Below are 22683 nucleotides of genomic sequence, written 5' to 3' on the forward strand. Positions count from 1 at the left end.
ATCCCGCACCTGTCTGCGTTCCAGACGTTACAGGCGAGAGAAATCATTGAAAAGTGCAAGCCCCATTAACAGCACCAGCAAAATTGAGCCGATGCGATAACTGAAGTCCTGAACTCGCTCGGACACCGGTCCTCCTTTGATCTTTTCGATCGCCAGAAAAAGCAGATGCCCACCATCTAAAACCGGTAACGGAAACAGGTTGATGATGCCCAGATTGACGCTTATCAGCGCCAGGAACATCAGATAATAAATCACCCCGTACTCCGCTGATAAACCGGCACCCTGCGCAATCGAAATCGGGCCGCTCAGGTTATTCAGCTTTACATCACCTGTAATCAGCTTACCCAGCATCGACACCGTAAGCTTCATCAGCTGCCAGGTTTTGACGCCTGCCTCACCGATAGCGGCCACCGGCCCATACTGTTTCACCGTTTTATACGCGTCAGGCAGCGGCTGCACGCGCGGAATAACGCCGGCGAATCCCTCTTCAGGCTTGCCCGGCTTCGCGGCTGGCGTCAGCGTCAGAGAGTGCCGGGCGCCATTTCGCTCAACCTCAAGCGCCATCGGTTTACCCGGATTATCCCGTACCTGGCCGGCAAATGTCTGCCACTGCGTTAACGGCTGACCATCGACTTTAACGATCCTGTCGCCCGCTTGCAAACCGGCAGCGCTGGCGGGTGAATCCGCCTGTATTTCTGCCAGCGTGGTTTCAATCTGTGGCCCGCGTGGACGAATGCCGAGCGCTACCACCGGATCCTGCTTGTCTGGCTCAAACTGCCAGTCACGCAGGTCGACCCGCTTCTGCTGGGTTGCGCTTTCGCCAAACTGAGAAACGGTCAGCGTGGTACTCTCATCGCCGATTTTCCCAATCAGGGCCATGCGCACAGCATCCCAGTCAGGCGTTTCGATACCGTCAACTGCGTTAAGTTCCATGCCTGACTGAATTTGCGCTTCCGCTGCGACGGAGCCGCTCACAATTTCGCCAACCACCGGCCGTACGCCGGGCACGCCATGCATAAAGACCAGCCAGTAAGCGAAGATAGCGAAGAGGAAATTGGCAACCGGCCCCGCGGCGATGACGGCAGCACGCTGCAGCACGGTTTTGTTGTTAAACGCCTCGTGACGGCGCTCAGCGGAAACGCTCTCTACGCGCTCATCCAGCATTTTGACATAGCCGCCGAGCGGGATCAGCGCAATAACATACTCTGTCCCCTGCCGGTCAGTCCGTCGCCAGAGCGCCTTACCGAAACCGATAGAAAAGCGTTCGACATAGATGCCGCACCGGCGTGCCACCCAGAAGTGGCCAAACTCATGCACGGTGATCAGCACGCCCAGCGCGACGATGAAAGCAGCAAAACTCCAGAGAATGCTTAACATAGTTGCTGCTCCTAGAGGGTATGAAACACCAGCAGCAGCAGGCAGGCAAATACCGGCACGGCCGCTGTGAGGCTATCGATACGATCGAGGATACCACCGTGGCCGGGGATAAGATTTCCGCTGTCTTTAATGCCCGCTTCGCGCTTAAACATGCTTTCAGTGAGATCGCCTAATACCGAGGCAAGCGTGGCAACAACGGCACACGCAATCAGCGTGCCCGGCGCCACCGTCAGCGGAGCCAGCAGTGCAAACAGCCAGGCGATAATAGCGGAAGAGAGCAGGCCACCAAAAAAGCCTTCCCAGGTTTTACCCGGTGAAACTTTAGGCGCCAGCTTGTGTTTGCCGAACAGCCGGCCAAACATATAGGCACCCGAGTCCGCGCCCCATACCAGCAGCATAACGAACAGGAGCCACCAGGCGCCGGCGAAGTGATCAATGTCGTAGTGATACTGGCGCAGCGCGATCATGCCACAGAAAAACGGGACGATAGTCAGCACGCCAAACAGCAGACGAAGCGGACGCGAGCCGCGCCAGAGTGCGGCAGAGGCGGGATAGAACAGCACCAGAAAGAGAGCAACGACCCACCAGCCAAGTGCGGCCCAGAGCGAGCTTTCCAGCTGAGGCTGATGCGCATCGTGAGAATAGGACGGTAAGGTAAACAGCATCGCTGCCAGCAGCAGGCCACAGAGCAGCGCCAGCCAGACGCGCTGCTGACGGGTAGCCATACCGGCCAGCTGCCCCCACTCCCAGGCGGCGAGCATGCAGATAGCAATCGTGGTAATCGCGAAACCAGACAGCGGTAACCAGAATAGCGCAGCGATCACCAGCGGAATCAAAATAAACGCGGTGATCAGACGAGACTTCAGCAAAGGTTACCCCCAGGTAGCTCAGGCGCCGCCTGGTGCAGCGCCGCCATAGCGTCGCTCCCGCAGAGAGAATGCATTCAGTGCACCTTCAAAAACATGTTCATCAAAATCAGGCCAAAGAACATCGGTAAACCAGAACTCAGCATAGGCTATCTGCCACAGCAGGAAGTTGCTGATTCGATGCTCTCCCCCGGTCCTTATCACTAAATCCACCGGCGCCAGCTCCTGCATACAGAGGTAGGGAGCAAGGCTTTCTTCGGTTATCTGGTCAGGACGCAGTAGCCCTTCCTGAACCTGTTCGGCCAGTTTCCTGGCACCCTGGATAATATCCCAACGGCCGCCATAGTTGGCAGCAATGTTGAGGGTCAGTCCATTATTTTGTTGAGTCAGTTCCTCGGCGCGGCGAATGCGTTCCTGAATACGACCAGAAAAACGGCTGATATCACCAATAATGCACAGACGTACATTATGCTTATGCAGGCTCTTTACTTCACTGTCGAGAGCCCAGATAAATAATTCCATTAATGCCGTCACTTCCTGCGGCGGTCGGCTCCAGTTTTCACTGCTGAACGCATAGAGCGTTAACGCTTCCAGCTTGTGGCTGACCGCAAAGCTGACGGCACGGCGAACCGATTTTACCCCGGCTTTGTGGCCTGAAATACGCAGTTTGCCCTGATTTTTTGCCCAGCGACCATTACCATCCATAATGATGGCCACGTGACGTGGTGTGCAGTACGACCCGTCATCGATTGTATTGTGATTGTTGGACGACATAACGCGTAATAATTCCTTTCATCAGAAATGCTGTGTTTTCTGAATACATTGCGCCTGCGGCAAAGGCCGGCCCGTAAGCCGGATGACATCGAAACAATGTCGTGCCGTAAAACGCGAGCGACTATACCATTTTCAGCCAGAGCGAACAAATAGCGGGGCTATCAGCCAGCCAGAGTGACGCGTGACAGCAGTGCCTTTGCATGCTGCCGCGCCAGTCGATCGATTTCCAGCACCTCATCAATACTGGCTGGCTCCGGCGAGCTGAGCGTAGCCAGTACTTCGCTGTTGAGGGCGGCAATATCGGTAAAGCGAATCTGATGCTGCAAAAACGCTGCTACCGCGATTTCATTTGCTGCATTCAGCGTCGTCGTGGCCGCCTGCCCTGCAGTACACGCATCGATTGCCAGCTTCAGGCAGGGATAGCGTACGTAATCGGGTTCAGCAAACGTCAGCGCTTTCATTCGGGTGAAATCAAGCGGCGTGACGCCAGCGGCGATACGTGCAGGCCATGCCATGCTGTGAGCAATCGGTGTGCGCATATCAGGCGATCCCAGCTGCGCCAGCACGCTGCCGTCACAATAACGCACCATAGAGTGGATCACCGACTGCGGGTGCAGGATGACCTCCATTTGCGCGTCAGTGGCGTTGAACAACCAGCGGGCTTCAATGTATTCAAGACCTTTATTCATCATAGTGGCCGAATCAACGGAGATTTTGCGCCCCATTGACCAGTTCGGATGCGCACAGGCCTGATCCGGCGACATAGCAGCCAGATCGGCCAGTGGCGTGTCACGAAAAGGACCACCCGATCCCGTAAGGAGAATCGAGTCGATCCCGTTCTCCCGCAGATCAGCGTACCCCAACTGATGCTGTATGGAAGCGGGCAAACTCTGAAAAATGGCATTATGCTCGCTATCGACCGGCAGCAGCTGCGCCTGATGCTGGCGCACAGCCTCCATAAACAAGCGGCCGCATGTGACAAGTGACTCCTTGTTAGCCAGCAGCACGGTTTTTCCGGCACGAATCGCTGCCAGCGTTGGCTGCAGGCCCGAGGCGCCGACAATCGCCGCCATCACCTGATCAACCTCATCCAGCGCCGCCAGATCGCAGGCTGCCTGAACGCCGGAGAGCACTTCGGTATCGACATTGAGTGCTCTCAGTCGCTCACGCAGGTCGGCAGCGGCGGTCTCATCAGACATCGCTGCATAGCGTGGCCGGAACTGCTGGCACTGCTCAGCCATCAGCGCAGCATTCTGCCCTGCGACCAGCGCCGTAACCTGATAGAGATCGGGATTCGCGGCGACAACCGCCAGCGTACTGGTGCCAATTGAGCCGGTGGATCCCAGAAGAGTTAATTGCTTCATCATGCTATCCCTGTGAAGTCATCATAGGTGCCCGCAACGGCGCCAGGCACAATGTAAAACGCCGCCAGAGTGCATTCGGTACGAATACGGCTCTGAACGGCGTTTTATATCTGTTACAGGCAGGCGCTTACCTGCCTCCAGCAGATACAGATCGGGCTGACAGACTCAGAAGTCCATCAGCTCCTTCTCTTTTTCTGCCAGCGCAGCATCAACATGCTTGATGTGAAGGTCGGTCATTTTCTGGATATCATCCTGTGAACGACGTTCGTCATCTTCGCTGATCTCTTTATCTTTCAGCAGCGCTTTGATCTTATCGTTGGCATCACGGCGAACGTTACGCACGGAAACACGCCCCTGCTCTGCTTCGCCACGAACGATTTTGATCAGATCTTTACGGCGCTCTTCTGTCAGCGCTGGCAGCGGAACACGGATGTCGGTGCCGGCTGAACTTGGATTCAGGCCGAGGTCGGACGTCATAATCGCTTTCTCAACGGCCGGACCCAGAGAGCGATCGAACACGTTGATTTTCAGCGTACGGGAATCTTCTACCGTTACGCTGGCGAGCTGACGCAGTGGCGTAGGTGTACCGTAGTATTCCACCACAATGCCGTCGAGCAGTGAAGGTGAAGCACGACCGGTACGCACTTTGCTGATGGTGCTTTTGAATGCTTCCACGCACTTGTCCATGCGTGTTTCGGCATCTTTTTTAATATCGTTAATCACGTTAAAACCCTTGGATTCGGTTTGACCTGGCCATTTCCGCACGCGTCGGAACTGGTATCGATAAACATCGATCATCCTGCTACCTGCTGCTGACGTACAAGCCGCCTGCAACATCGATTATGTCAGGTAGTGGCGCAGCGTCAGGCACTGCGCTATCAGAATATACCTTATTTTACCTTGCGTCGGATATTAATGCGTAATCAGGGTGCCTTCTTTTTCACCCATTACCACGCGACGCAGTGCGCCAGGCTTATTCATGTTGAAGACGCGAATCGGCAGTGCGTGGTCACGCGCCAGCGTAAAGGCGGCCAGATCCATAACTTTCAGCTCTTTTTCCAGTACTTCAGCGTAGCTGAGCTGATCGTACAGCGTCGCGTCCGGATTTTTCACCGGATCGGCTGAGTAGACGCCATCTACTTTGGTCGCCTTCAACACGACGTCCGCTTCAATCTCAATGCCGCGCAGGCAGGCAGCAGAATCGGTGGTAAAGAACGGGTTGCCGGTACCGGCAGAGAAGATCACCACGCGGTTATTACGCAGCAGGCTGATCGCTTCAGCCCAGCTGTAGTTGTCACAGACGCCGTTAAGGGGGATGGCAGACATCAGGCGTGCGTTCACATAGGCGCGGTGCAGCGCATCACGCATTGCCAGGCCGTTCATGACGGTCGCCAGCATACCCATGTGGTCGCCTACTACGCGGTTCATGCCCGCCTGAGCGAGGCCTGCGCCACGGAACAGATTACCGCCACCAATCACCACACCTACCTGGATGCCCAGCTCAACCAGCTCTTTCACCTCTTGCGCCATGCGGTCAAGCACGCTCGCGTCGATACCAAAACCTTCGGCACCCTGCAGGGCCTCGCCGCTCAGTTTCAGTAGGATACGTTGGTATACAGGTTTTGCGTTGGTCGCCATGGTCAATTCTTCCTGGAGGATAAGATGAATGAGAAGTTAAATCTGGTGGATCATCCGCTTAGCGCGTCAAAAAAGCTATTGGGATGAGACTGAAAATCACTGCGCCAAAACGCAGACAAAAAAGAACCGCCTCGCGGCGGTTCCGGTCACTCATTAAGACTGTTTGGACATCGCAGCCACTTCAGCTGCAAAGTCGGTTTCAACTTTCTCAATGCCTTCGCCCACTTCAAAGCGGATGAAGTTGATGACATCTGCGCCTTTCTCTTTCAGCGCCTGACCCACAGTTTTGCTTGGGTCGATAACGAAAGCCTGACCAGTCAGAGAGACTTCGCCGGTGAATTTCTTCATACGGCCTTCAACCATCTTCTCTGCGATCTCTTTTGGCTTGCCAGACTGCATCGCGATATCCAGCTGTACCTGGTACTCTTTCTCAACCACGTCAGCAGAAACATCTTCTGGCTTAACGAACTCTGGCTTGCTTGCCGCAACGTGCATTGCGATCTGCTTGCTCAGCTCTTCATCAGCAGCGGTGGTAGAAACCAGAACGCCGATACGCGCGCCGTGCTGGTAGCTGTTCAGCTGAGCGCCTTCCAGTACTGCTACGCGACGGATGTTGATGTTCTCACCGATTTTAGCAACCAGTGCAACACGCTCTTCTTCGAACTGTGCTTTCAGCGCTTCAACGTCGGTGATTTTGCCGGCAGTAGCTGCATCCAGAACTTTGTCAGCAAACGCCTGGAAACCGCCATCTTTAGCAACGAAGTCAGTCTGGCAGTTAACTTCCAGAATCACACCGTAACCATCAACGATTTTGGTTTTGATCACGCCGTCAGCTGCAACGTTACCTGCTTTTTTCGCAGCTTTGATTGCGCCAGACTTACGCATGTTTTCAATTGCCAGCTCGATGTCGCCGTTCGCTTCGGTCAGCGCTTTTTTGCAGTCCATCATGCCTGCGCCAGTACGCTCACGCAGTTCTTTTACCAATGCAGCGGTAATTTCAGCCATTCCAGAATCCTCGGTTCGTTTCCGGGTGCGTGCGCACGCGCAGAAACCTGTTGCGGAAAATTTACTCTGCCCCGCCAGCCCGTAACAGGGAGCGCGACAGACGGAGATAAATAAAAGGGGCCTGTGCGGCCCCTTATACAGATAACATCTGATGTCTAAGGGCTCTCAGAAAGAGCAATCCTTATTAAGCGTTTTCTAAAGACGCGTCTTCAGCCTGCTCAGCCAGGTCCTGTGAACGGCCTTCGCGCACGGTAGTGGCAACAGCAGTCAGGTACAGGCTTACAGCACGGATCGCATCGTCGTTACCAGGGATAACGAAATCAACGCCATCTGGATCAGAGTTGGTATCAACGATAGCAAATACCGGGATACCCAGGTTGTTTGCTTCTTTGATTGCGATGTGTTCGTGGTCAGCATCAACAACAAACAGCGCATCTGGCAGACCGCCCATGTCTTTGATACCACCCAGGCTGTTTTCCAGCTTGGCCAGCTCACGAGCACGCATCAGTGCTTCTTTCTTGGTCAGTTTGTCGAACGTGCCGTCCTGAGACTGAGTTTCCAGATCTTTCAGACGTTTGATTGACTGACGAACGGTTTTCCAGTTAGTCAGCATACCACCTAACCAGCGGTGGTTAACGAAGAACTGGTCGCAGCTCAGAGCTGACTCTTTTACCGCTTCAGCAGCAGCGCGCTTAGTACCAACGATCAGGATTTTACCTTTGCGAGAAGAGATCTTCTGCAGCTCAGCCAGAGCGTCGTTGAACATTGGTACAGTTTTCTCAAGGTTGATGATGTGAACCTTGTTACGTGCACCAAAAATGAATGGCTTCATTTTTGGGTTCCAGTAACGGGTCTGGTGACCGAAGTGAACACCAGCCTTGAGCATGTCGCGCATGGAAACAGTTGCCATGATTACCTCTAAAGTATGTTTGGGGTTGGGCCTCCATGTATCCCATACGACCGACCTCTTTCAAGGCACCCCGGCGTATGTGTCGATACATGTGTGTTTTAGTACACATAATGAGATTTATGCGCTTCCTGCCGTCTCGCTTTCGTAAGACAGCAGAGAATCGTCGGCGCGCTTTATACCATAACAGGTATAAATACGCCAGCGGTTGTTAGCGCAAAACGTGTGCGGCAATCCCGATTTGGCAGCCCATTTGCTGCCTGCTAACATGACTGCCACAGAACTCATTATTGTCGAAAATTTCGGCGATTGCGGAAAAATTCATGGCTATCTCAATTAAAACTCCTGACGAAATCGAAAAAATGCGCGTGGCGGGCCGCCTGGCCGCTGAAGTGCTGGAAATGATCGCCCCTCACGTTGTGCCGGGTGTGACCACCGGTGAGCTTGATCGCCTCTGCCACGAGCACATCACACAGCAGCAGCAGGCGGTTTCTGCCTGCCTTGGCTATCACGGCTTCCCTAAATCGGTCTGCATCTCGGTAAACGAGGTGGTGTGCCACGGTATTCCCAGCGACGATCGCGTCCTGAAAGAGGGTGATATCGTGAACGTTGATGTCACCGTCATTAAAGATGAGTATCACGGTGATACCTCAAAAATGTTTATCGTCGGCAAACCCACTATCCTCGGCGAGCGCCTCTGCCGCGTGACGCAGGAGAGCCTCTATATCGCTCTGCGTCTCGTTAAGCCAGGCATCCGCCTGCGTGAGCTGGGACGCGCGATCCAGCAATACGTTGAGGCGCAGGATTTCTCCGTTGTGCGTGAGTATTGCGGTCACGGTATTGGCAAAGGCTTCCATGAAGAGCCGCAGGTGCTGCACTATGACGCCGACGACAGCGGTGTGGTGCTGCAGGCCGGCATGACGTTTACCGTGGAGCCGATGGTTAACGCAGGCGATTACCGCATCCGCACCATGAAGGATGGCTGGACGGTGAAAACCAAAGATCGCAGCTTGTCCGCGCAGTATGAGCATACTATTGTGGTGACAGAAACTGGCTGTGAGATTCTGACGCTGCGTGAGGATGACACTATTCCGGCGCGGCTGGAAAACGTCTGATCCTCTCTCTGCTACCCACTGAGCCGGCTTGATGCCGGCTTTTTAATGCGCGAAGGGGCATGTTGATGAGCGGTAACGTGACCGAGGCAGTACACAAAATTCTCACCGATTCACCCGCCGGCTGGGCTGACGACGCGCTAACGCGTGAACAGCTGAAAGCCGCGCTGGAGCAGTTTCAGCACGCGCTGAGCCTCGCCTTTGATGCCGGCAGCGACGTGGAGTCGCTGATCGACACGCGCACGCTCTTTATCGATCGTCTGCTGCGACGGCTGTGGCGTTTCTTCGGTTTTGATACGCTAAGTGATATGGCGCTGGTCGCGGTGGGCGGCTATGGCCGTGGCGAGCTGCATCCGCTGTCGGACATCGACATTCTGATCCTCAGCCGTCAGCCCCTTGATGAGGCCGCCGCGCAGCGCACCTCTGAACTGATCACGCTTATGTGGGATCTGCGGCTTGAGGTGGGACACAGCGTGCGCACGCTTGAGGAGTGCCTGCTGGAGGGCTTATCCGATCTCACCGTGGCAACCAACCTGATTGAGTCGCGCATGCTGACCGGCGACGTTGCGCTGTTTCTTGAGCTGCAGAAGAATATCTTCAGCGAAGGCTTCTGGCCCTCATCGCGCTTTTTTGCTGCCAAAATTGAAGAGCAGCAGGAGCGCCATCAGCGTTACCACGGCACCAGTTACAATCTCGAACCCGATATCAAAAGCAGTCCGGGCGGCCTGCGCGATATCCATACCCTGCAGTGGGTAGCGCGTCGCCATTTTGGTGCCACCACCATGGATGAGATGATGGGCTTTGGGTTCCTGACCGAAGCGGAGCGCAATGAGATCAACGAGTGTCAGGAGTTTCTCTGGCGCATCCGCTTCGCCCTGCATCTGACGCTGCCACGCTACGACAACCGCCTGCTTTTTGATCGGCAACTGACCGTCGCGCATCGCCTCAGCTACTCCGGCGAAGGCAACGAGCCGGTTGAGCGCATGATGAAAGATTTCTACCGCGTAACACGCCGCATTAGCGAGCTGAACCAGATGCTGCTGCAGCTGTTTGATGAAGCGATCCTCGCCCTGCCAGCGACCGAAAAGCCGCGTGCGCTGGATGATGATTTTCAGCTACGCGGCGACCTGATTGACCTGCGCGACCCGGATCTGTTTCAGCGCGAGCCGCAGGCCATTCTGCGCATGTTTTATGTCATGGTACGCAACGCCTCAATTACCGGGATCTACTCCACTACCCTGCGCCAGCTGCGTCATGCGCGCCGCCATCTGCGGCAGCCGCTGTGCCAGATTGCTGAGGCGCGCCGCACTTTTATGGCGATTCTGCGTCATCCCGGCGCGGTAAAACGCGCGCTGCTGCCGATGCATCGCCATAGCGTACTCTCCGCCTATACGCCGCTCTGGGGCAACGTGGTCGGCCAGATGCAGTTTGATCTGTTTCACGCCTACACGGTGGATGAGCACACCATTCGCGTGTTGCAGAAGCTGGAGAGCTTCGCCGATGAGAGCACGCGGCCAAAGCATCCGCTGTGTGTGGAACTCTGGCCGCGCCTGCCCCAGCCGGAGCTGCTGCTGATGGCAGCGCTGCTCCATGATATTGCCAAAGGCCGCAACGGCGATCACTCAATACTGGGCGCGCAGGATGCGCTGGAGTTTGCTGAGCTGCACAACCTCAACTCCCGGGAGACCCAGCTGGTGGCCTGGCTGGTGCGTCATCATCTGCTGATGTCGGTCACCGCCCAGCGTCGCGATATTCAGGACCCTACGGTGATCCAGCAGTTCGCCGAGGTAATGCAGAATGAGAATCGCCTGCGCTATCTGGTCTGCCTCACCGTCTCCGATATCTGCGCCACCAATGAGAGCCTGTGGAACAGCTGGAAGCAGAGCCTGCTGCGCGAGCTGTTTTTTGCTACCGAGAAGCAGCTGCGACGCGGCATGGAAAATAGCCCGGATCTGCGCGAGCGGGTGCGCCACCATCGTCTGCAGGCGCTGGCGCTGCTGCGCATGGAGAACCTCAATGAAGAGCGGCTGCACCATATCTGGAGCCGCTGCCGCGCCGACTATTTTCTGCGCCATACGCCTAATCAGCTGGCGTGGCACGCCCGTCATCTGATTGACCACGACCTCAGCCAGCCGCTGGTGCTGGTCAGCCCACAGGCGACGCGCGGCGGCACGGAGATTTTTATCTGGAGCCCGGATCGCCCCTATCTGTTTGCCGCCGTAGCGGGTGAACTCGACCGCCGTAATCTCAGCGTGCACGACGCGCAAATCTTTACCAGCCGTGACGGCATGGCAATGGATACCTTTATCGTCCTCGAACCCGATGGCAGTCCGCTTTCACCCGATCGCCATCCGCTGATTATTCAGGCATTGCAGCAGGCCATTACGCAGCAGGAGTGGGTGCCGCCGCGTACCCGTCGCCAGTCCGCGCGCCTGAAACATTTCAGCGTGGACACTGACGTGAAATTTTTACCGACCCACACCGACCGGCGCAGCTATCTGGAGCTGATCGCGCTCGATCAGCCAGGACTGCTTGCCCGGGTAGGTGAAGTCTTTGCCGATCTCGGCGTGTCGCTGCACGGTGCGCGCATCAGCACCATCGGCGAACGGGTTGAGGATCTCTTTATCCTCGCCAACAGCGAACGGCGTGCGCTGAATGCAGAAATGCGCGATGTGTTACAACAACGGTTGACAGAGGCCCTTAATCCAAACGATAAAGTGTCCTGAATCACACTGCACAGATAAATTGAATCCTGTCCGGACACGTCCGGGCATCCGTATGACAGACTCAGGAAATAGCTATGCAACAGTTACAGAGCGTTATTGAATCCGCCTTTGAGCGCCGTGCTGACATCACGCCCGCCAGCGTCGACAGTGCCACCCGTGAAGCGATCAATCAGGTGATTGGTCTGCTGGACAGCGGCGAACTGCGCGTCTCTGAAAAAATCGATGGCGAATGGGTAACGCATCAGTGGCTGAAAAAAGCGGTGCTGCTGTCGTTTCGCATCAATGACAATCAGGTTATGGAAGGGGCTGAAACCCGCTTTTATGACAAGGTGCCGATGAAATTTGCCGGCTGGGACGATGCGCGCTTTAAAGCGGCAGGTTTCCGCGTGGTGCCACCAGCAGCCGTACGCCAGGGCGCTTTTATTGCGCGTAACACCGTGCTGATGCCTTCCTACGTCAACATCGGGGCTTTTGTCGATGAAGGTACCATGGTTGATACCTGGGCCACCGTGGGCTCCTGTGCGCAGATTGGCAAAAACGTGCATCTCTCCGGCGGCGTGGGCATTGGCGGCGTACTGGAGCCGTTGCAAGCTAATCCAACCATCATCGAAGATAACTGCTTTATCGGCGCACGTTCCGAAATCGTTGAGGGCGTGATTGTCGAGGAGGGTTCGGTGATCTCAATGGGCGTTTATATCGGCCAGAGCACCAAAATTTACGATCGCGAAACCGGTGAAGTTCACTACGGCCGCGTCCCGGCTGGTTCAGTCGTGGTCTCAGGTAATCTGCCGTCGAAAGATGGCAGCTACAGCCTCTACTGCGCGGTAATCGTGAAAAAAGTTGACGCTAAGACGCTGAGCAAAACGGGTATCAACGAACTGCTGCGTACTATCGATTAACCTCTCTGAGCGCTTTTCTTACTCATGACGGCACTGGCAACGGTGCCGTCATTTTTTCTTTACACCCCGCCTGATACAACCTGTTTTGCGCCGCAAATTAACTGGTGCGTTTACTTTTCAAACAGTTCATAATCCGCGCCAGTTAACTCCGGACGCGCACTGTCTGACCCGGTTTTTCGTCTAAAGTTTATAAGTATGCCGTAAGCGTTCCGGATCCGACCTGGAACGATTGATGACATGTCTGCGCGCTCACTCACTCTCAGAGGGAATTTAAACGCCATGTATGACAACCTGAAAAGCTTAGGTATCAGCAATCCTGAAGACATCGATCGTTACAGTCTGCGTCAGGAAGCGAACAACGACATCCTGAAAATCTATTTCCGCAAAGATAAAGGCGAATTTTTTGCCAAGAGCGTGAAATTCAAATATCCGCGCCAGCGCAAAACCGTGGTGGCCGAACATAACGGTCAGGGCTTCCGTGAAATTCAGGAGATCAGCCCCAACCTGCGTTACGTTATCGATGAGCTGGATCAGATTTGCCAGCGCGATCGGGTTGAGGTGGATCTGAAGCGCAAGATCCTCGACGATCTGCGCCATCTGGAGAGCGTGGTCTCTAATAAGATCGCTGAGATTGAAGCCGATCTCGATCAGCTGACCCGTAACAGCCGCTGATCCGTTTACACATTGCACTCAGGCCAGCGCTGCTGGCCTTTTTTACGCCCGTTCATCCAGCTGCAGCGCCACATACAGCAGCAGCCGGTCGTCGAAATTGCCGAGATCCAGTCCGGTCAGTTCTGAAATCCGGTTCAGACGATACTCCAGCGTATTACGATGAATAAACAGCGCGCGTGCCGTGGCGCCAGGCTGCACGTTATGGCTGAACCAGGCGAGCAGCGTACGCCGTAATAAACCGTTGGTATCGATGCTTCTGAGTTTTTCCAGCGGACGCGCCAGCTCGCTGGCCTGCCAGCCGCCACGCAGGCTGTCGAGCAGTACCGGCAGCACCAGATCCTGATAAAAAAAACTGCGCTGCTCCGGCATACGCTGCTTGCCCACTGACATAGTGGTGCGGGCAGTACGCCACGAGCGCGCAATGCCGCCCGGTCCGGGGAAATAATTGCCCAGCGCAATCCGCATACGCACCTGACCGCTCTCTTTCATACGCTGCAGCAGCTGGTCAACGCGCCGGCGGTGATCGTCATGATCGTAACGGCCGTGAGCGTTCAGCGCGGGTTTCAGCACCACCATCTCCGTCAGCGATACGATGGCAATGAGGTTATCGCGATCCGGCGTGGTCAGCAGCGTCTGCAGCTGCTGCAGCTCTGACATTGCGCTGTCTACGCCCAGCTGGCCGCTATCCACTTCCACTACCGCCACCACACGCGGCTGGTTAAGATCGATACCCAGCCGCTGCGCCCATTCGTTCAGCGTCGGCGAGAGTGTGTCGCTGCGGATCAGGTTAAGCACCAGCTCTTCGCGCAGGCGGCTATCCTGCGCCAGCAGATGCAGCAGCCGCGCCTGTTCCAGCATCATCTCCGCCGTCATACAGACCAGTTCGCCGTAATGCCGCAGGGCAGCAGGTTCTCCGGTCAGCCCGATGACTCCCACGATGCTGCCTTCAATGCGCAGCGGCAGATTGACGCCAGGCCGCACGCCGTGCAGATGCTTTGCTACCGCTTCATCAATATCTACCACCCTGCCCTGCGACAGTACCAGCAGCGCGCCCTCGTGCAGCTCGCCGATACGTTCACGATCGCCGCTGCCGATAATGCGCCCGCGCGCATCCATCACGTTGACGTTGCTGTCGATAATTTTCATGGTGCGCGCAACGATATCCTGCGCCAGACGCGCATCAAGATGAGAGGTTGCCATGGATCACTTCCTGAGCAAGGGGCAAACCGACAGAATACGCATCCTGCTGACGGCTGACATTGTGCAATTGCACATAGTGGCGGAGAGATTGCGGAAAATGTTACCGGGCGCACAAAAGAAAAAAGGCGAGCCGCAGCCCGCCCGGTTTATGCAGAGAGAATTACTGCATCAGCAGATAAAGCGACGCGTCACCGCGCAGAATGTTGAGCGCCAGTACCGGCGGTTTCGTGTCGAGAATTTTACGCAGTTCACCCAGGTTATCGATCGCCTGCTGGTTAACCCCGAGGATGATGTCACCTTTCTTCAGGCCGATACGCGCGGCCGCGCTGCCTGCTTTCACGCTGTCAACGCGCACCCCTTTATGGCCATTGCTCTCCACGTTGCTGAGATCGGCGCCTTCAATACCGGTGTAAATGGTCGCCGACTGCACTTTATCTTTGGTGCTCTGCTGCAGCTCTACCGTCACGCTCTGGGATTTACCCTCGCGCAGCAGACCCAGCTGCAGTTTGGTGCCCGTCGGCAGCGAGCCCACTTCAGCACGCAGGGCAGCAAAGCTGCTCAGCGGCTTGCCATTCAGTGAAACCACGACGTCGCCGGCTTTCACGCCCGCTTTTGCCGCCGCAGAACCAGGCAGAACCTGGCTGACAAAGGCGCCGCGCTGGGCATCAACCTTCATCGCTTTCGCCAGCTCTGAGTTCAGCTCGGTGCCGAGGATCCCCAGCTCACCGCGTTTAACCTGACCAAACTCCACCATCTGCGCCGTCAGGTTTTTCACCATCGAGCTGGGAATAGCAAAGCCGATGCCGATGTTACCGCCATCCGGTGCCAGAATAGCCGTGTTAATCCCGATCAGCTCGCCGTTCAGATTGACCAGCGCACCGCCCGAGTTGCCGCGGTTGATGGCGGCGTCAGTCTGGATAAAGTTCTCGTAATTCTCCACATTCAGGCCGCTGCGGCCCAGCGCAGAGACGATGCCGGAGGTCACGGTTTCACCCAGCCCGTAAGGGTTGCCGATCGCAACGGTATAGTCACCTACCCGCAGCGTATCGGAATCGGCCATTTTAATCGCCGTGAGGTTTTTCGCATCCTGCAGCTGGATCAGGGCAATATCAGACTGCGGATCTTTACCGATGATTTTGGCCTCATAGCGGCGGCCGTCGCTGAGCTGAACCTGAATTTTTGTGGCGTTGTCCACTACGTGGTTGTTGGTAACCACATAGCCTTTCTCTGCGTTAATAATGACGCCGGAACCGAGCGCGCGGAACGGCTGTTTTTGTGCATTGCCCGGTGCGCCATCATCTGCGCCACCGCCACCCTGACAGAGCGGCGATCCCTGAAAAGGCGATCCATCCTGACAGAAAGGCGAATTATCGCCAAAGAACTGCTGAAACTGCTGCGGCATGCGCGGCGTTTTTACCGCAGTGCTGCCTTCAACGTTGATGCTCACCACGGAAGGCATCACTTTTTCCAGCATGGGTGCCAGACTGGGCAGCTGCTGGCTGGAGGAGGACGCCGTTTCAGCGGCAAATACTGCAGCAGGCGCGCACGCCATACTCAGACTCAGTGCCAGCGCACTCAGCATCAATCTGTTTTTTTTCATTCGTTTTTTCTCTCTGAAAGTTGCAGCCTGACCATTGCTGTGGCCGTCATAACGGAGATAAATTTTATACGCAAAAAAGGCGATAAAGTTTTGCCTAAAGGTAAATATTTATGCGTCGTCTTTACAAAACTGGCCCTATTCTACCGCCATCATCCGGCGATATTCGTCCCACGCATAATTATCCGTCATGCCGCTGATATAATCCTGAATAAGGCGGAAGCGATAATAGCGCTCCCATAACAGCCGCTGATATTTATGCTCAACGACGCGCGCGCGCATCTGCTGCTGGTACGCCTTACGATGTTTACCGGAGAGCTTATGGAACAGGCGCGTCTCAATAGGATGGCCCGCCAGATAATCATCATTCATTAAGGTGGTAAATTGCTCATAATTGAGCTGCATCAGCGACTGATAGATCTCCAGCAGGCCTTTAATTACCCGGTAGCCCTGCAGCTCCAGCTGCTCTACTTCAGGATGATTAAATACCTGCTGACGCGCCACGGTTTTAAACAGCTTCAGCAGCCGCCCTTCATCACCATCATCTTCCAGCAGGGCGTGATTAAAATTGCCGGAGAAAATGGCCGGCAGGTTATCGACAAAGCGCCGCACCGCATGGCCTACCAGCAGATTCTGCACGTTTACGCGCAGCGACATAAAAAACTGATCGCTGATGCTGCGCCGTTTTTTCTGATTCGCCTCTTTCCAGGCCTCACCAATGGTGCGGCTAAATGCATCACCGGGAATCAGCGGCCCCCAGGCTTTAACCAGCGCGTGATAGAGCGTATCCACGGTAAATATCGCTTTTTCAACGGCGTCATCCAGGTCGGCAATACAGTATGAAATATCATCCGCCGCCTCCATTATCCAGGTCAGCGGATAGCGATGATGTTCCGCCAGATCGGTGGCGACGCGCAGCTCCGCAATATATTCCCGTTCAGAGAGATAAAAGCCGGGTTTTTTCATCAGGACGCTGAATTCAGCCGGCTTCTCACCCTGCCACCAGGCGGGGGCAGTATATTTCAGAATGCAGGCGACCTGGGCATAGCTAAGGTTAAGCTGCAGCAGCGTATGGACCAGCCGAATCGCCTGTGCATTCCCCTCAAAATTGCACAGATCCTGACGAATCATTGCATTCAGTTCGTTAAAGTCAGCCTGCTGTTCGTCGCTGGCCACGCCGGCGACCAGCGGATCCACCAGCTCTGCCGGCAGATTATCTTCGAACCAGTCATTAATCGCCGCTTCGCCAAAATGTCCAAACGGCGGGTTGCCGACGTCATGCAGCAGACAGGCCATCTCGACCAGCGTCTCTGTAGCCCCTTCAAAACCGTCCAGGCCATACTGCTCCAGCCCGCCGCCCTGGGTTTTCAGGGTATGGAGAATCTCCTTGGTAATGTAGCGGCCGGTCTGCTGGACCTCCAGCGAATGAGTCAGCCGCGAGCGTACGGCTGCGTTGCGCTCCAGCGGGAATACCTGGGTTTTTTGCTGCAGCCGGCGGATAGCGGCGGAGTTAATGATCCGGCCCCGATCGCTCTCAAAATGGCGGGTGATCGCGTATTCGCCTTCCGGTGCTTTACGGCTGGTATAAGGGCGCGTGAAACCGATCTTCTTCCTGAAATTAATCGCCACCATAGCGGGCCCTCTTTTTGGTGAATTCATCGCTCTGAAGCCATGATAGACTATGCCTCAGTTTCCTCTTAAACATCTATAAACACAGCGAGATTCTTTATGAAAGCAGGCATTATTGGCGCGATGGAGCAGGAAGTTACCCTGCTGCGTGACAAAATTGAAAACCGTCAGACGCTGAAGCTGGCCGGATGTGAAATCTATACCGGTACCCTGAATGGCGTTGAGGTTGCCCTGCTGAAATCAGGAATCGGGAAAACGGCCGCCGCGCTGGGCACCACCCTGCTGCTGCAGCTCTGCAAACCCGATCTGGTGATCAACACCGGCTCTGCGGGTGGCCTTGCGCCGACGCTGCAGGTCGGGGATATCGTGGTATCTGATGAAGTACGCTATCACGACGCTGACGTCACCGCTTTTGGCTATGTGCCGGGTCAGATGGCAGGTTGCCCGGAAGCGTTTGTGGCCGACAGCCAGCTGGTGACGGCCGCTGAGCAGACAATTAGCGAGCTGCAGCTGAACGCCGTGCGCGGCCTGGTGGTCAGCGGCGACGCGTTTATCAACGGTGCAGAGCCGCTGGCACGCATCCGCTCACAGTTTCCGCAGGCGATTGCCGTAGAAATGGAAGCCACCGCCATTGGTCATGTTTGTCACCAGTTTAACGTGCCGTTTGTCGTGGTACGCGCCATCTCTGACGTCGCCGATAAAACCTCCCACCTGAGTTTTGATGAGTTTCTCAGCGTGGCGGCCAGACAATCCTCTCTGATGACAGAGCGCCTGCTTGCCCGTCTGACGCATGGCTAAGTGGCTGCTCGCCGGGCTGCTGCTGCTCTGCAGCGGCCTGGTGTTAGCGGCTCCGCGCGTCATTACCCTCGCCCCGCATCTTACAGAGATGGCCTTTGCCGCCGGTATCACACCGGTGGCGGTCAGCGCCTGGTCCGACTATCCACCCGCTGCCCGGACGCTGCCGCAGGTAGCGAACTGGCAGGGCATCGGCGTTGAGCAGGTGCTGCAACTGAAACCAGACGTGGTACTGGCGTGGCGTGGCGGTAACCCGGCGCGTCAGATTGAACAGCTGCAGCACGCTGGCGTCAGGGTGGTCTGGATCGATCCGCAAAGCCTGGATGAGATGATAGATACCGTGCAGTCGCTGGCGCGCTGGAGCCCGCGGCCTGAACAGGCTGTTTCAGCTGCGCAGGCGCTGCGGGCGCAGGAAGCTGCATTGCGCCAGCGCTACCGGCACGCTGCTCCGGTGGCGCTGTTTCTGCAGTTCGGACAGCAGCCGCTGTTTACCGCTTCGCGTAACACGCTGCAAAATGAGATCGTCACGCTGTGCGGCGGGCAGAATATTTTTGCCGACAGCCGGGTTAGCTGGCCGCAGGTCAGCCGGGAGCAGGTGCTGATACGGCAGCCGCAAGCGATTGTCATCAGCGGCGATACCGCACAGGCCGCCAGCATCACCCGGTTCTGGCGCTCACAGCTCAGCGTACCGGTGATTGCCATTAACCCCGACTGGCTGAGCCGCCCCGGTCCGCGCCTGCTGCTGGCCGCGCAGCAGCTCTGCGCTGCGCTGCATCCGCTAAAAAAATAAGCGCCCGCGCATAAAGTTCAGCCCGCATATGTCGACAATGAAGAGAGCAGGCACGGCAGCCACGTAAGCTACGTGCCCTTTTAGCGCAACGCGCTTTTGACTACACCAGGAATTAATCATGACCCGAGCTGTACTGCTGGCCATTATGCTGGCGGGCGCGGCGTCCGCCATGGCGGCTGGCACCAGCGGCTCGATTGCGGTGTCGCTGACTATCGTGTCACGCTGCACTGTCTCATCCGCCAGTGCACCGGGGCTGCCCGCCGCTGACTGCGCGGGCGGTAGCGGCGCTCAGCCGCGTATTTCCCGGCAGACGCTCACGGGCGATGCGCGCCGGCACGACACAACACAATTAGTCACTATTGAGTGGTAGAACTGGCTGCCGGAACGGCAGCCAGACTGGCATCAGATACTGAAAGAGGAACCACAGCCGCAGGTGGTTTTAGCATTGGGGTTGGTAACAATAAAGCGCGAACCTTCCAGACCTTCGGTGTAGTCCACCGATCCGCCCACCAGATACTGCAGGCTCATTGGATCCACTACCAGCGATACGCCCTGCTTTTCGATGGTCATATCGCCATCGTTCATCTGGTCATCAAAGGTAAAACCATACTGGAAGCCGCTGCAACCGCCGCCGGTGATATAGACGCGCAGTTTCAGCGCCGGATTCTCTTCATCCGCAATCAGATTTTTTACTTTATTGGCTGCTGCATCGGTAAACTGCAAAGGCAGCGCTGCTACGTCATCACTCATGTTTTACTCCGCGTAAACGTCCAGGTCAGAAAACAACCTTAATCACGCTATTATCTGCCAGCCGCCCGGTGCAATCAAGTAGCACCCTTGACACTGTGTGCCCCTGAAATGAACTACAGTTTAAACCTGCGTGCGCGAGGCCCCTGCTGCGCGCTGCGCGGCGGTTCACCGTCGCGGCATCTTCCCGTAGAATGACGGGATGAATTTTTCCAGACAGCCGGAGCCAAACCATGAGTAAGTCAGAAAATCTATACACCGAAGCACAACGTCTGATCCCGGGCGGCGTGAACTCCCCGGTGCGCGCGTTTACCGGTGTCGGCGGCGTACCTCTGTTTATTGAACGCGCCGATGGCGCCTTTTTGTATGACGCAGATGGTAAAGCCTATATCGACTATGTCGGCTCCTGGGGCCCGATGGTACTGGGCCACAATAACGCGACCATCCGCAACGCGGTCATTGAGGCTGCCGCGCGCGGCCTGAGCTTTGGTGCGCCGACTGAGATGGAAGTGAAAATGGCGGAGCTGGTGTGCGAGCTGATGCCGGGTATGGATATGGTGCGCATGGTGAACTCCGGTACGGAAGCGACCATGAGCGCCATCCGCCTGGCGCGCGGCTTTACCCATCGCGATAAAATTATCAAGTTTGAGGGCTGCTACCATGGTCATGCCGACTGCCTGCTGGTCAAAGCGGGTTCCGGTGCACTGACGCTGGGTCAGCCGAACTCCCCTGGCGTGCCGGCTGACTTTGCCCGCCATACGCTGACCTGCACCTATAACGATCTCGCCTCTGTCCGCACGGCGTTTGAAGAGTATCCGGACGATATCGCCTGTATCATCGTGGAACCGGTTGCCGGCAACATGAACTGTATCCCGCCGCAGCCTGACTTCCTGCCAGGCCTGCGCGCGCTGTGCGACGAGTTTGGTGCCCTGCTGATTATCGATGAGGTGATGACCGGTTTCCGCGTGGCGCTGGGCGGCGCGCAGACCTACTACAACGTGATGCCTGACCTTACCTGCCTCGGTAAAATCATCGGCGGCGGCATGCCGGTCGGCGCATTTGGTGGCCGTCGCGACGTGATGGAAGCGCTGGCACCTACAGGTCCGGTCTACCAGGCGGGCACGCTGTCGGGTAACCCGATTGCAATGGCAGCCGGTTTTGCCTGCCTGACGCAGATTGCTCAGCCAGGCACGCACGCCACGCTGACCGCGCTAACCACGCAGCTGGCAGAGGGCCTGCTGGCTGCCGCGCAGGCGGAAAATATCCCGCTGGTGGTAAACCACGTGGGCGGCATGTTTGGTCTGTTCTTCACCGATGCTGAAAGCGTGACCTGCTATGCAGATGTCACCCGCTGTGACACAGAGCGTTTTAAGCGCTTCTTCCATCTGATGCTGAGCGAGGGGATCTACCTGGCCCCCTCCGCCTACGAGGCGGGCTTTATGTCGCTGGCGCACACGCCGGAAGATATTGAGCGTACCGTTGCCGCAGCGCGTCGCTGCTTTGCCCAGCTGTAACGCCGGACTGCTCTGAGGAGCGACCCGCCCTGCCCTGGCAGGCCATAACAAAAAGGTGCGCCACGGCGCACCTTTTTTCTGTCACGCGCGGCGCAGCAGCCAGATGAAATAGGGGGCGCCAAAGAAGGTTGCCATCAGCCCTGCCGGGATCTGATCCGGAAACGCCAGCATCCGGCCGCACCAGTCAGCCACCAGCATCAGCCCGGCGCCGGTTACGCCAGCCATCATCATCTGCGGCAGCGCGCGCCGGAAGCCGAGCATACGCACAATATGCGGTGCCATCAGCCCGATAAAGCTCAGCGGTCCGACCGTCAGCGTCGCGGCGGCGGTCAGCGCGGCGGCCAGCAGCAGCAGCAGCAATCGTGAGGCAGTCAGTGACATCCCCGCGGAGCGGGCGGTGGCGCTGCCAAGCGGCAACAGCGTCAGCCAGCGGCTTGCCAGCGGTGCCAGGGCGACCAGTATCAGCGCGATGACCGCACTCTGCAGCGCCTGCGGCAGCGAGATGCTATAGGTGGAGCCGGAGATCCAGCTCAGCAGCCCCTCCATGCGCGGATCGCCGCTCGCCAGCAGTAGCATCAGCAGCGTGGCAAACGCGCTGTTCAGCGCCATTCCTGCCAGCAGCATACGCTGCGGTGAAAAGCCCCCCCGGCTGGCAACCAGCATAATGACGCCGAGCGTTAACGCTCCTCCGGCTATCCCTGCCGGCAGCAGCCACGCCAGCGCATCGCCCGGCACAAAAAACAGCATCAGCACCACGCCGCACGCCGCCCCGGAGCTGATACCCAGCACTTCCGGGCTGGCCATCGGGTTGCCGGTCAGACGCTGGATCAGCGTACCCGCCACGCCCAGCATCATTCCCACCGCCAGCGCCGCCAGCACGCGCGGTGCGCGCCATGGCAGCAGCTGCTGCAGCATGTCACCGCTTACCCATGCCCAGCCCGTAGCGTTACGGCCAAAACTGATACCCGCAACGGTCAGCAGCAGCAGCACCGCCAGCCCCGTCAGCACCCAGCGCAGCACACGCTGACGCTCGGCCGGCACCCGATCCCCGGCGTTCATCTCCGGCGGCTG

The 22683-nt window shown here is 56.8% G+C and carries 21 protein-coding genes; 8 read left to right on the forward strand and 13 right to left on the reverse strand.

Annotated elements, in window-relative coordinates:
• Positions 1–27: 27 nt before the first annotated feature.
• From rseP to rpsB, 8 genes are all read right to left on the reverse strand, one after another.
• Positions 28–1377 carry a sigma E protease regulator RseP gene (gene rseP / locus HA43_RS13385; RefSeq protein WP_094111884.1) on the reverse strand — a complete coding sequence of 450 codons (1350 nt, stop codon included), beginning with the start codon at positions 1375–1377 and terminating at the stop codon, positions 28–30.
• Positions 1378–1388: 11 nt separating this feature from the next.
• Positions 1389–2246, reverse strand: a complete 858-nt coding sequence (cdsA, locus tag HA43_RS13390; RefSeq protein ID WP_039382735.1) for a phosphatidate cytidylyltransferase — start codon at positions 2244–2246, stop codon at positions 1389–1391.
• An 18-nt stretch (positions 2247–2264) separates the two neighbouring features.
• The gene (gene ispU, locus HA43_RS13395) at positions 2265–3017 is read right to left on the reverse strand and encodes a (2E,6E)-farnesyl-diphosphate-specific ditrans,polycis-undecaprenyl-diphosphate synthase (protein ID WP_039382733.1); all 753 of its coding nucleotides are present in this window, start codon (positions 3015–3017) and stop codon (positions 2265–2267) included.
• A gap of 161 nt (positions 3018–3178) precedes the next feature.
• A complete protein-coding gene (gene ispC, locus HA43_RS13400) occupies positions 3179–4381 on the reverse strand; it encodes a 1-deoxy-D-xylulose-5-phosphate reductoisomerase (RefSeq protein WP_175540480.1) in 1203 nt (400 codons plus the stop codon).
• Between the two features lie 165 nt (positions 4382–4546).
• On the reverse strand, positions 4547–5104 hold the full coding sequence (gene frr / locus HA43_RS13405) for a ribosome recycling factor (RefSeq protein WP_039385717.1): 558 nt from the start codon (positions 5102–5104) through the stop codon (positions 4547–4549).
• 189 nt (positions 5105–5293) lie between these two features.
• Positions 5294–6019, reverse strand: a complete 726-nt coding sequence (gene pyrH, locus HA43_RS13410; RefSeq protein ID WP_039382729.1) for a UMP kinase — start codon at positions 6017–6019, stop codon at positions 5294–5296.
• A 153-nt stretch (positions 6020–6172) separates the two neighbouring features.
• Entirely contained in the window at positions 6173–7024 is an 852-nt protein-coding gene (gene tsf, locus HA43_RS13415; protein WP_039382726.1) for a translation elongation factor Ts, read from the reverse strand.
• Between the two features lie 184 nt (positions 7025–7208).
• A complete protein-coding gene (gene rpsB / locus HA43_RS13420) occupies positions 7209–7934 on the reverse strand; it encodes a 30S ribosomal protein S2 (protein WP_039382724.1) in 726 nt (241 codons plus the stop codon).
• Positions 7935–8254: 320 nt separating this feature from the next.
• On the opposite strand from rpsB, the gene map reads away from it, so the two are divergent.
• From map to HA43_RS13440, 4 genes are all read left to right on the forward strand, one after another.
• On the forward strand, positions 8255–9046 hold the full coding sequence (gene map / locus HA43_RS13425; protein WP_039382722.1) for a type I methionyl aminopeptidase: 792 nt from the start codon (positions 8255–8257) through the stop codon (positions 9044–9046).
• Between the two features lie 65 nt (positions 9047–9111).
• Positions 9112–11769 (forward strand): bifunctional uridylyltransferase/uridylyl-removing protein GlnD, encoded by a 2658-nt coding sequence (gene glnD, locus HA43_RS13430; RefSeq protein ID WP_071669050.1) that lies wholly within the window; start codon positions 9112–9114, stop codon positions 11767–11769.
• A 74-nt stretch (positions 11770–11843) separates the two neighbouring features.
• Positions 11844–12668, forward strand: a complete 825-nt coding sequence (dapD, locus tag HA43_RS13435; protein WP_039382717.1) for a 2,3,4,5-tetrahydropyridine-2,6-dicarboxylate N-succinyltransferase — start codon at positions 11844–11846, stop codon at positions 12666–12668.
• 279 nt (positions 12669–12947) lie between these two features.
• Entirely contained in the window at positions 12948–13340 is a 393-nt protein-coding gene (locus tag HA43_RS13440; protein ID WP_039382714.1) for a DUF3461 family protein, read from the forward strand.
• 42 nt (positions 13341–13382) lie between these two features.
• Here HA43_RS13440 and HA43_RS13445 read toward each other — a convergent pair whose 3' ends face one another.
• The 3 genes from HA43_RS13445 to dgt form a co-directional block, all read right to left on the reverse strand.
• A complete protein-coding gene (locus HA43_RS13445; RefSeq protein WP_071669051.1) occupies positions 13383–14540 on the reverse strand; it encodes a CdaR family transcriptional regulator in 1158 nt (385 codons plus the stop codon).
• 160 nt (positions 14541–14700) lie between these two features.
• On the reverse strand, positions 14701–16140 hold the full coding sequence (gene degP / locus HA43_RS13450) for a serine endoprotease DegP (RefSeq protein WP_039382707.1): 1440 nt from the start codon (positions 16138–16140) through the stop codon (positions 14701–14703).
• 135 nt (positions 16141–16275) lie between these two features.
• Positions 16276–17769: a dGTPase gene (dgt, locus tag HA43_RS13455; RefSeq protein ID WP_039382705.1), complete on the reverse strand. Its 1494-nt coding sequence runs from the start codon at positions 17767–17769 to the stop codon at positions 16276–16278.
• A 96-nt stretch (positions 17770–17865) separates the two neighbouring features.
• Between dgt and mtnN the strand changes: the two genes are divergently transcribed.
• The 3 genes from mtnN to HA43_RS13470 all read left to right on the forward strand — a co-directional run bounded on the left by mtnN (position 17866) and on the right by HA43_RS13470 (position 19721).
• Entirely contained in the window at positions 17866–18564 is a 699-nt protein-coding gene (mtnN, locus tag HA43_RS13460; RefSeq protein ID WP_039382702.1) for a 5'-methylthioadenosine/S-adenosylhomocysteine nucleosidase, read from the forward strand.
• Positions 18557–19351 carry a vitamin B12 ABC transporter substrate-binding protein BtuF gene (gene btuF, locus HA43_RS13465; protein ID WP_094111885.1) on the forward strand — a complete coding sequence of 265 codons (795 nt, stop codon included), beginning with the start codon at positions 18557–18559 and terminating at the stop codon, positions 19349–19351. The genes mtnN and btuF overlap by 8 nt, the downstream gene beginning before the upstream one ends.
• Before the next feature lie 118 nt (positions 19352–19469).
• Positions 19470–19721 (forward strand): hypothetical protein, encoded by a 252-nt coding sequence (locus HA43_RS13470; RefSeq protein ID WP_039382696.1) that lies wholly within the window; start codon positions 19470–19472, stop codon positions 19719–19721.
• A 32-nt stretch (positions 19722–19753) separates the two neighbouring features.
• Here the strand turns inward: HA43_RS13470 and erpA are convergent, their stop codons facing one another.
• Positions 19754–20101, reverse strand: coding sequence for an iron-sulfur cluster insertion protein ErpA (erpA, locus tag HA43_RS13475; RefSeq protein WP_039382693.1), 348 nt, complete (start codon positions 20099–20101; stop codon positions 19754–19756).
• Positions 20102–20331: 230 nt separating this feature from the next.
• Between erpA and hemL the strand changes: the two genes are divergently transcribed.
• The gene (gene hemL, locus HA43_RS13480; protein ID WP_039382689.1) at positions 20332–21612 is read left to right on the forward strand and encodes a glutamate-1-semialdehyde 2,1-aminomutase; all 1281 of its coding nucleotides are present in this window, start codon (positions 20332–20334) and stop codon (positions 21610–21612) included.
• A gap of 81 nt (positions 21613–21693) precedes the next feature.
• Here hemL and HA43_RS13485 read toward each other — a convergent pair.
• A partial coding sequence (locus tag HA43_RS13485; protein ID WP_139803628.1) for an iron ABC transporter permease occupies positions 21694–22683 on the reverse strand: 990 nt, incomplete at its 5' end.

The organism is Pantoea eucrina (genome assembly GCF_002095385.1).
In the GTDB taxonomy this organism is placed as follows: domain Bacteria; phylum Pseudomonadota; class Gammaproteobacteria; order Enterobacterales; family Enterobacteriaceae; genus Pantoea; species Pantoea eucrina.

What these genes read in the sequence shown, in the direction of transcription:
- rseP (WP_094111884.1), bottom strand. Translation starts at nt 1,377, where the DNA reads ATGTTAAGCATTCTCTGGAGTTTTGCTGCTTTCATCGTCGCGCTGGGC.
- ispU (WP_039382733.1), bottom strand. Translation starts at nt 3,017, where the DNA reads ATGTCGTCCAACAATCACAATACAATCGATGACGGGTCGTACTGCACA.
- ispC (WP_175540480.1), bottom strand. Translation starts at nt 4,381, where the DNA reads ATGAAGCAATTAACTCTTCTGGGATCCACCGGCTCAATTGGCACCAGT.
- pyrH (WP_039382729.1), bottom strand. Translation starts at nt 6,019, where the DNA reads ATGGCGACCAACGCAAAACCTGTATACCAACGTATCCTACTGAAACTG.
- tsf (WP_039382726.1), bottom strand. Translation starts at nt 7,024, where the DNA reads ATGGCTGAAATTACCGCTGCATTGGTAAAAGAACTGCGTGAGCGTACT.
- rpsB (WP_039382724.1), bottom strand. Translation starts at nt 7,934, where the DNA reads ATGGCAACTGTTTCCATGCGCGACATGCTCAAGGCTGGTGTTCACTTC.
- map (WP_039382722.1), top strand. Translation starts at nt 8,255, where the DNA reads ATGGCTATCTCAATTAAAACTCCTGACGAAATCGAAAAAATGCGCGTG.
- glnD (WP_071669050.1), top strand. Translation starts at nt 9,112, where the DNA reads ATGAGCGGTAACGTGACCGAGGCAGTACACAAAATTCTCACCGATTCA.
- dapD (WP_039382717.1), top strand. Translation starts at nt 11,844, where the DNA reads ATGCAACAGTTACAGAGCGTTATTGAATCCGCCTTTGAGCGCCGTGCT.
- HA43_RS13440 (WP_039382714.1), top strand. Translation starts at nt 12,948, where the DNA reads ATGTATGACAACCTGAAAAGCTTAGGTATCAGCAATCCTGAAGACATC.
- HA43_RS13445 (WP_071669051.1), bottom strand. Translation starts at nt 14,540, where the DNA reads ATGGCAACCTCTCATCTTGATGCGCGTCTGGCGCAGGATATCGTTGCG.
- degP (WP_039382707.1), bottom strand. Translation starts at nt 16,140, where the DNA reads ATGAAAAAAAACAGATTGATGCTGAGTGCGCTGGCACTGAGTCTGAGT.
- dgt (WP_039382705.1), bottom strand. Translation starts at nt 17,769, where the DNA reads ATGGTGGCGATTAATTTCAGGAAGAAGATCGGTTTCACGCGCCCTTAT.
- mtnN (WP_039382702.1), top strand. Translation starts at nt 17,866, where the DNA reads ATGAAAGCAGGCATTATTGGCGCGATGGAGCAGGAAGTTACCCTGCTG.
- btuF (WP_094111885.1), top strand. Translation starts at nt 18,557, where the DNA reads ATGGCTAAGTGGCTGCTCGCCGGGCTGCTGCTGCTCTGCAGCGGCCTG.
- HA43_RS13470 (WP_039382696.1), top strand. Translation starts at nt 19,470, where the DNA reads ATGACCCGAGCTGTACTGCTGGCCATTATGCTGGCGGGCGCGGCGTCC.
- erpA (WP_039382693.1), bottom strand. Translation starts at nt 20,101, where the DNA reads ATGAGTGATGACGTAGCAGCGCTGCCTTTGCAGTTTACCGATGCAGCA.
- hemL (WP_039382689.1), top strand. Translation starts at nt 20,332, where the DNA reads ATGAGTAAGTCAGAAAATCTATACACCGAAGCACAACGTCTGATCCCG.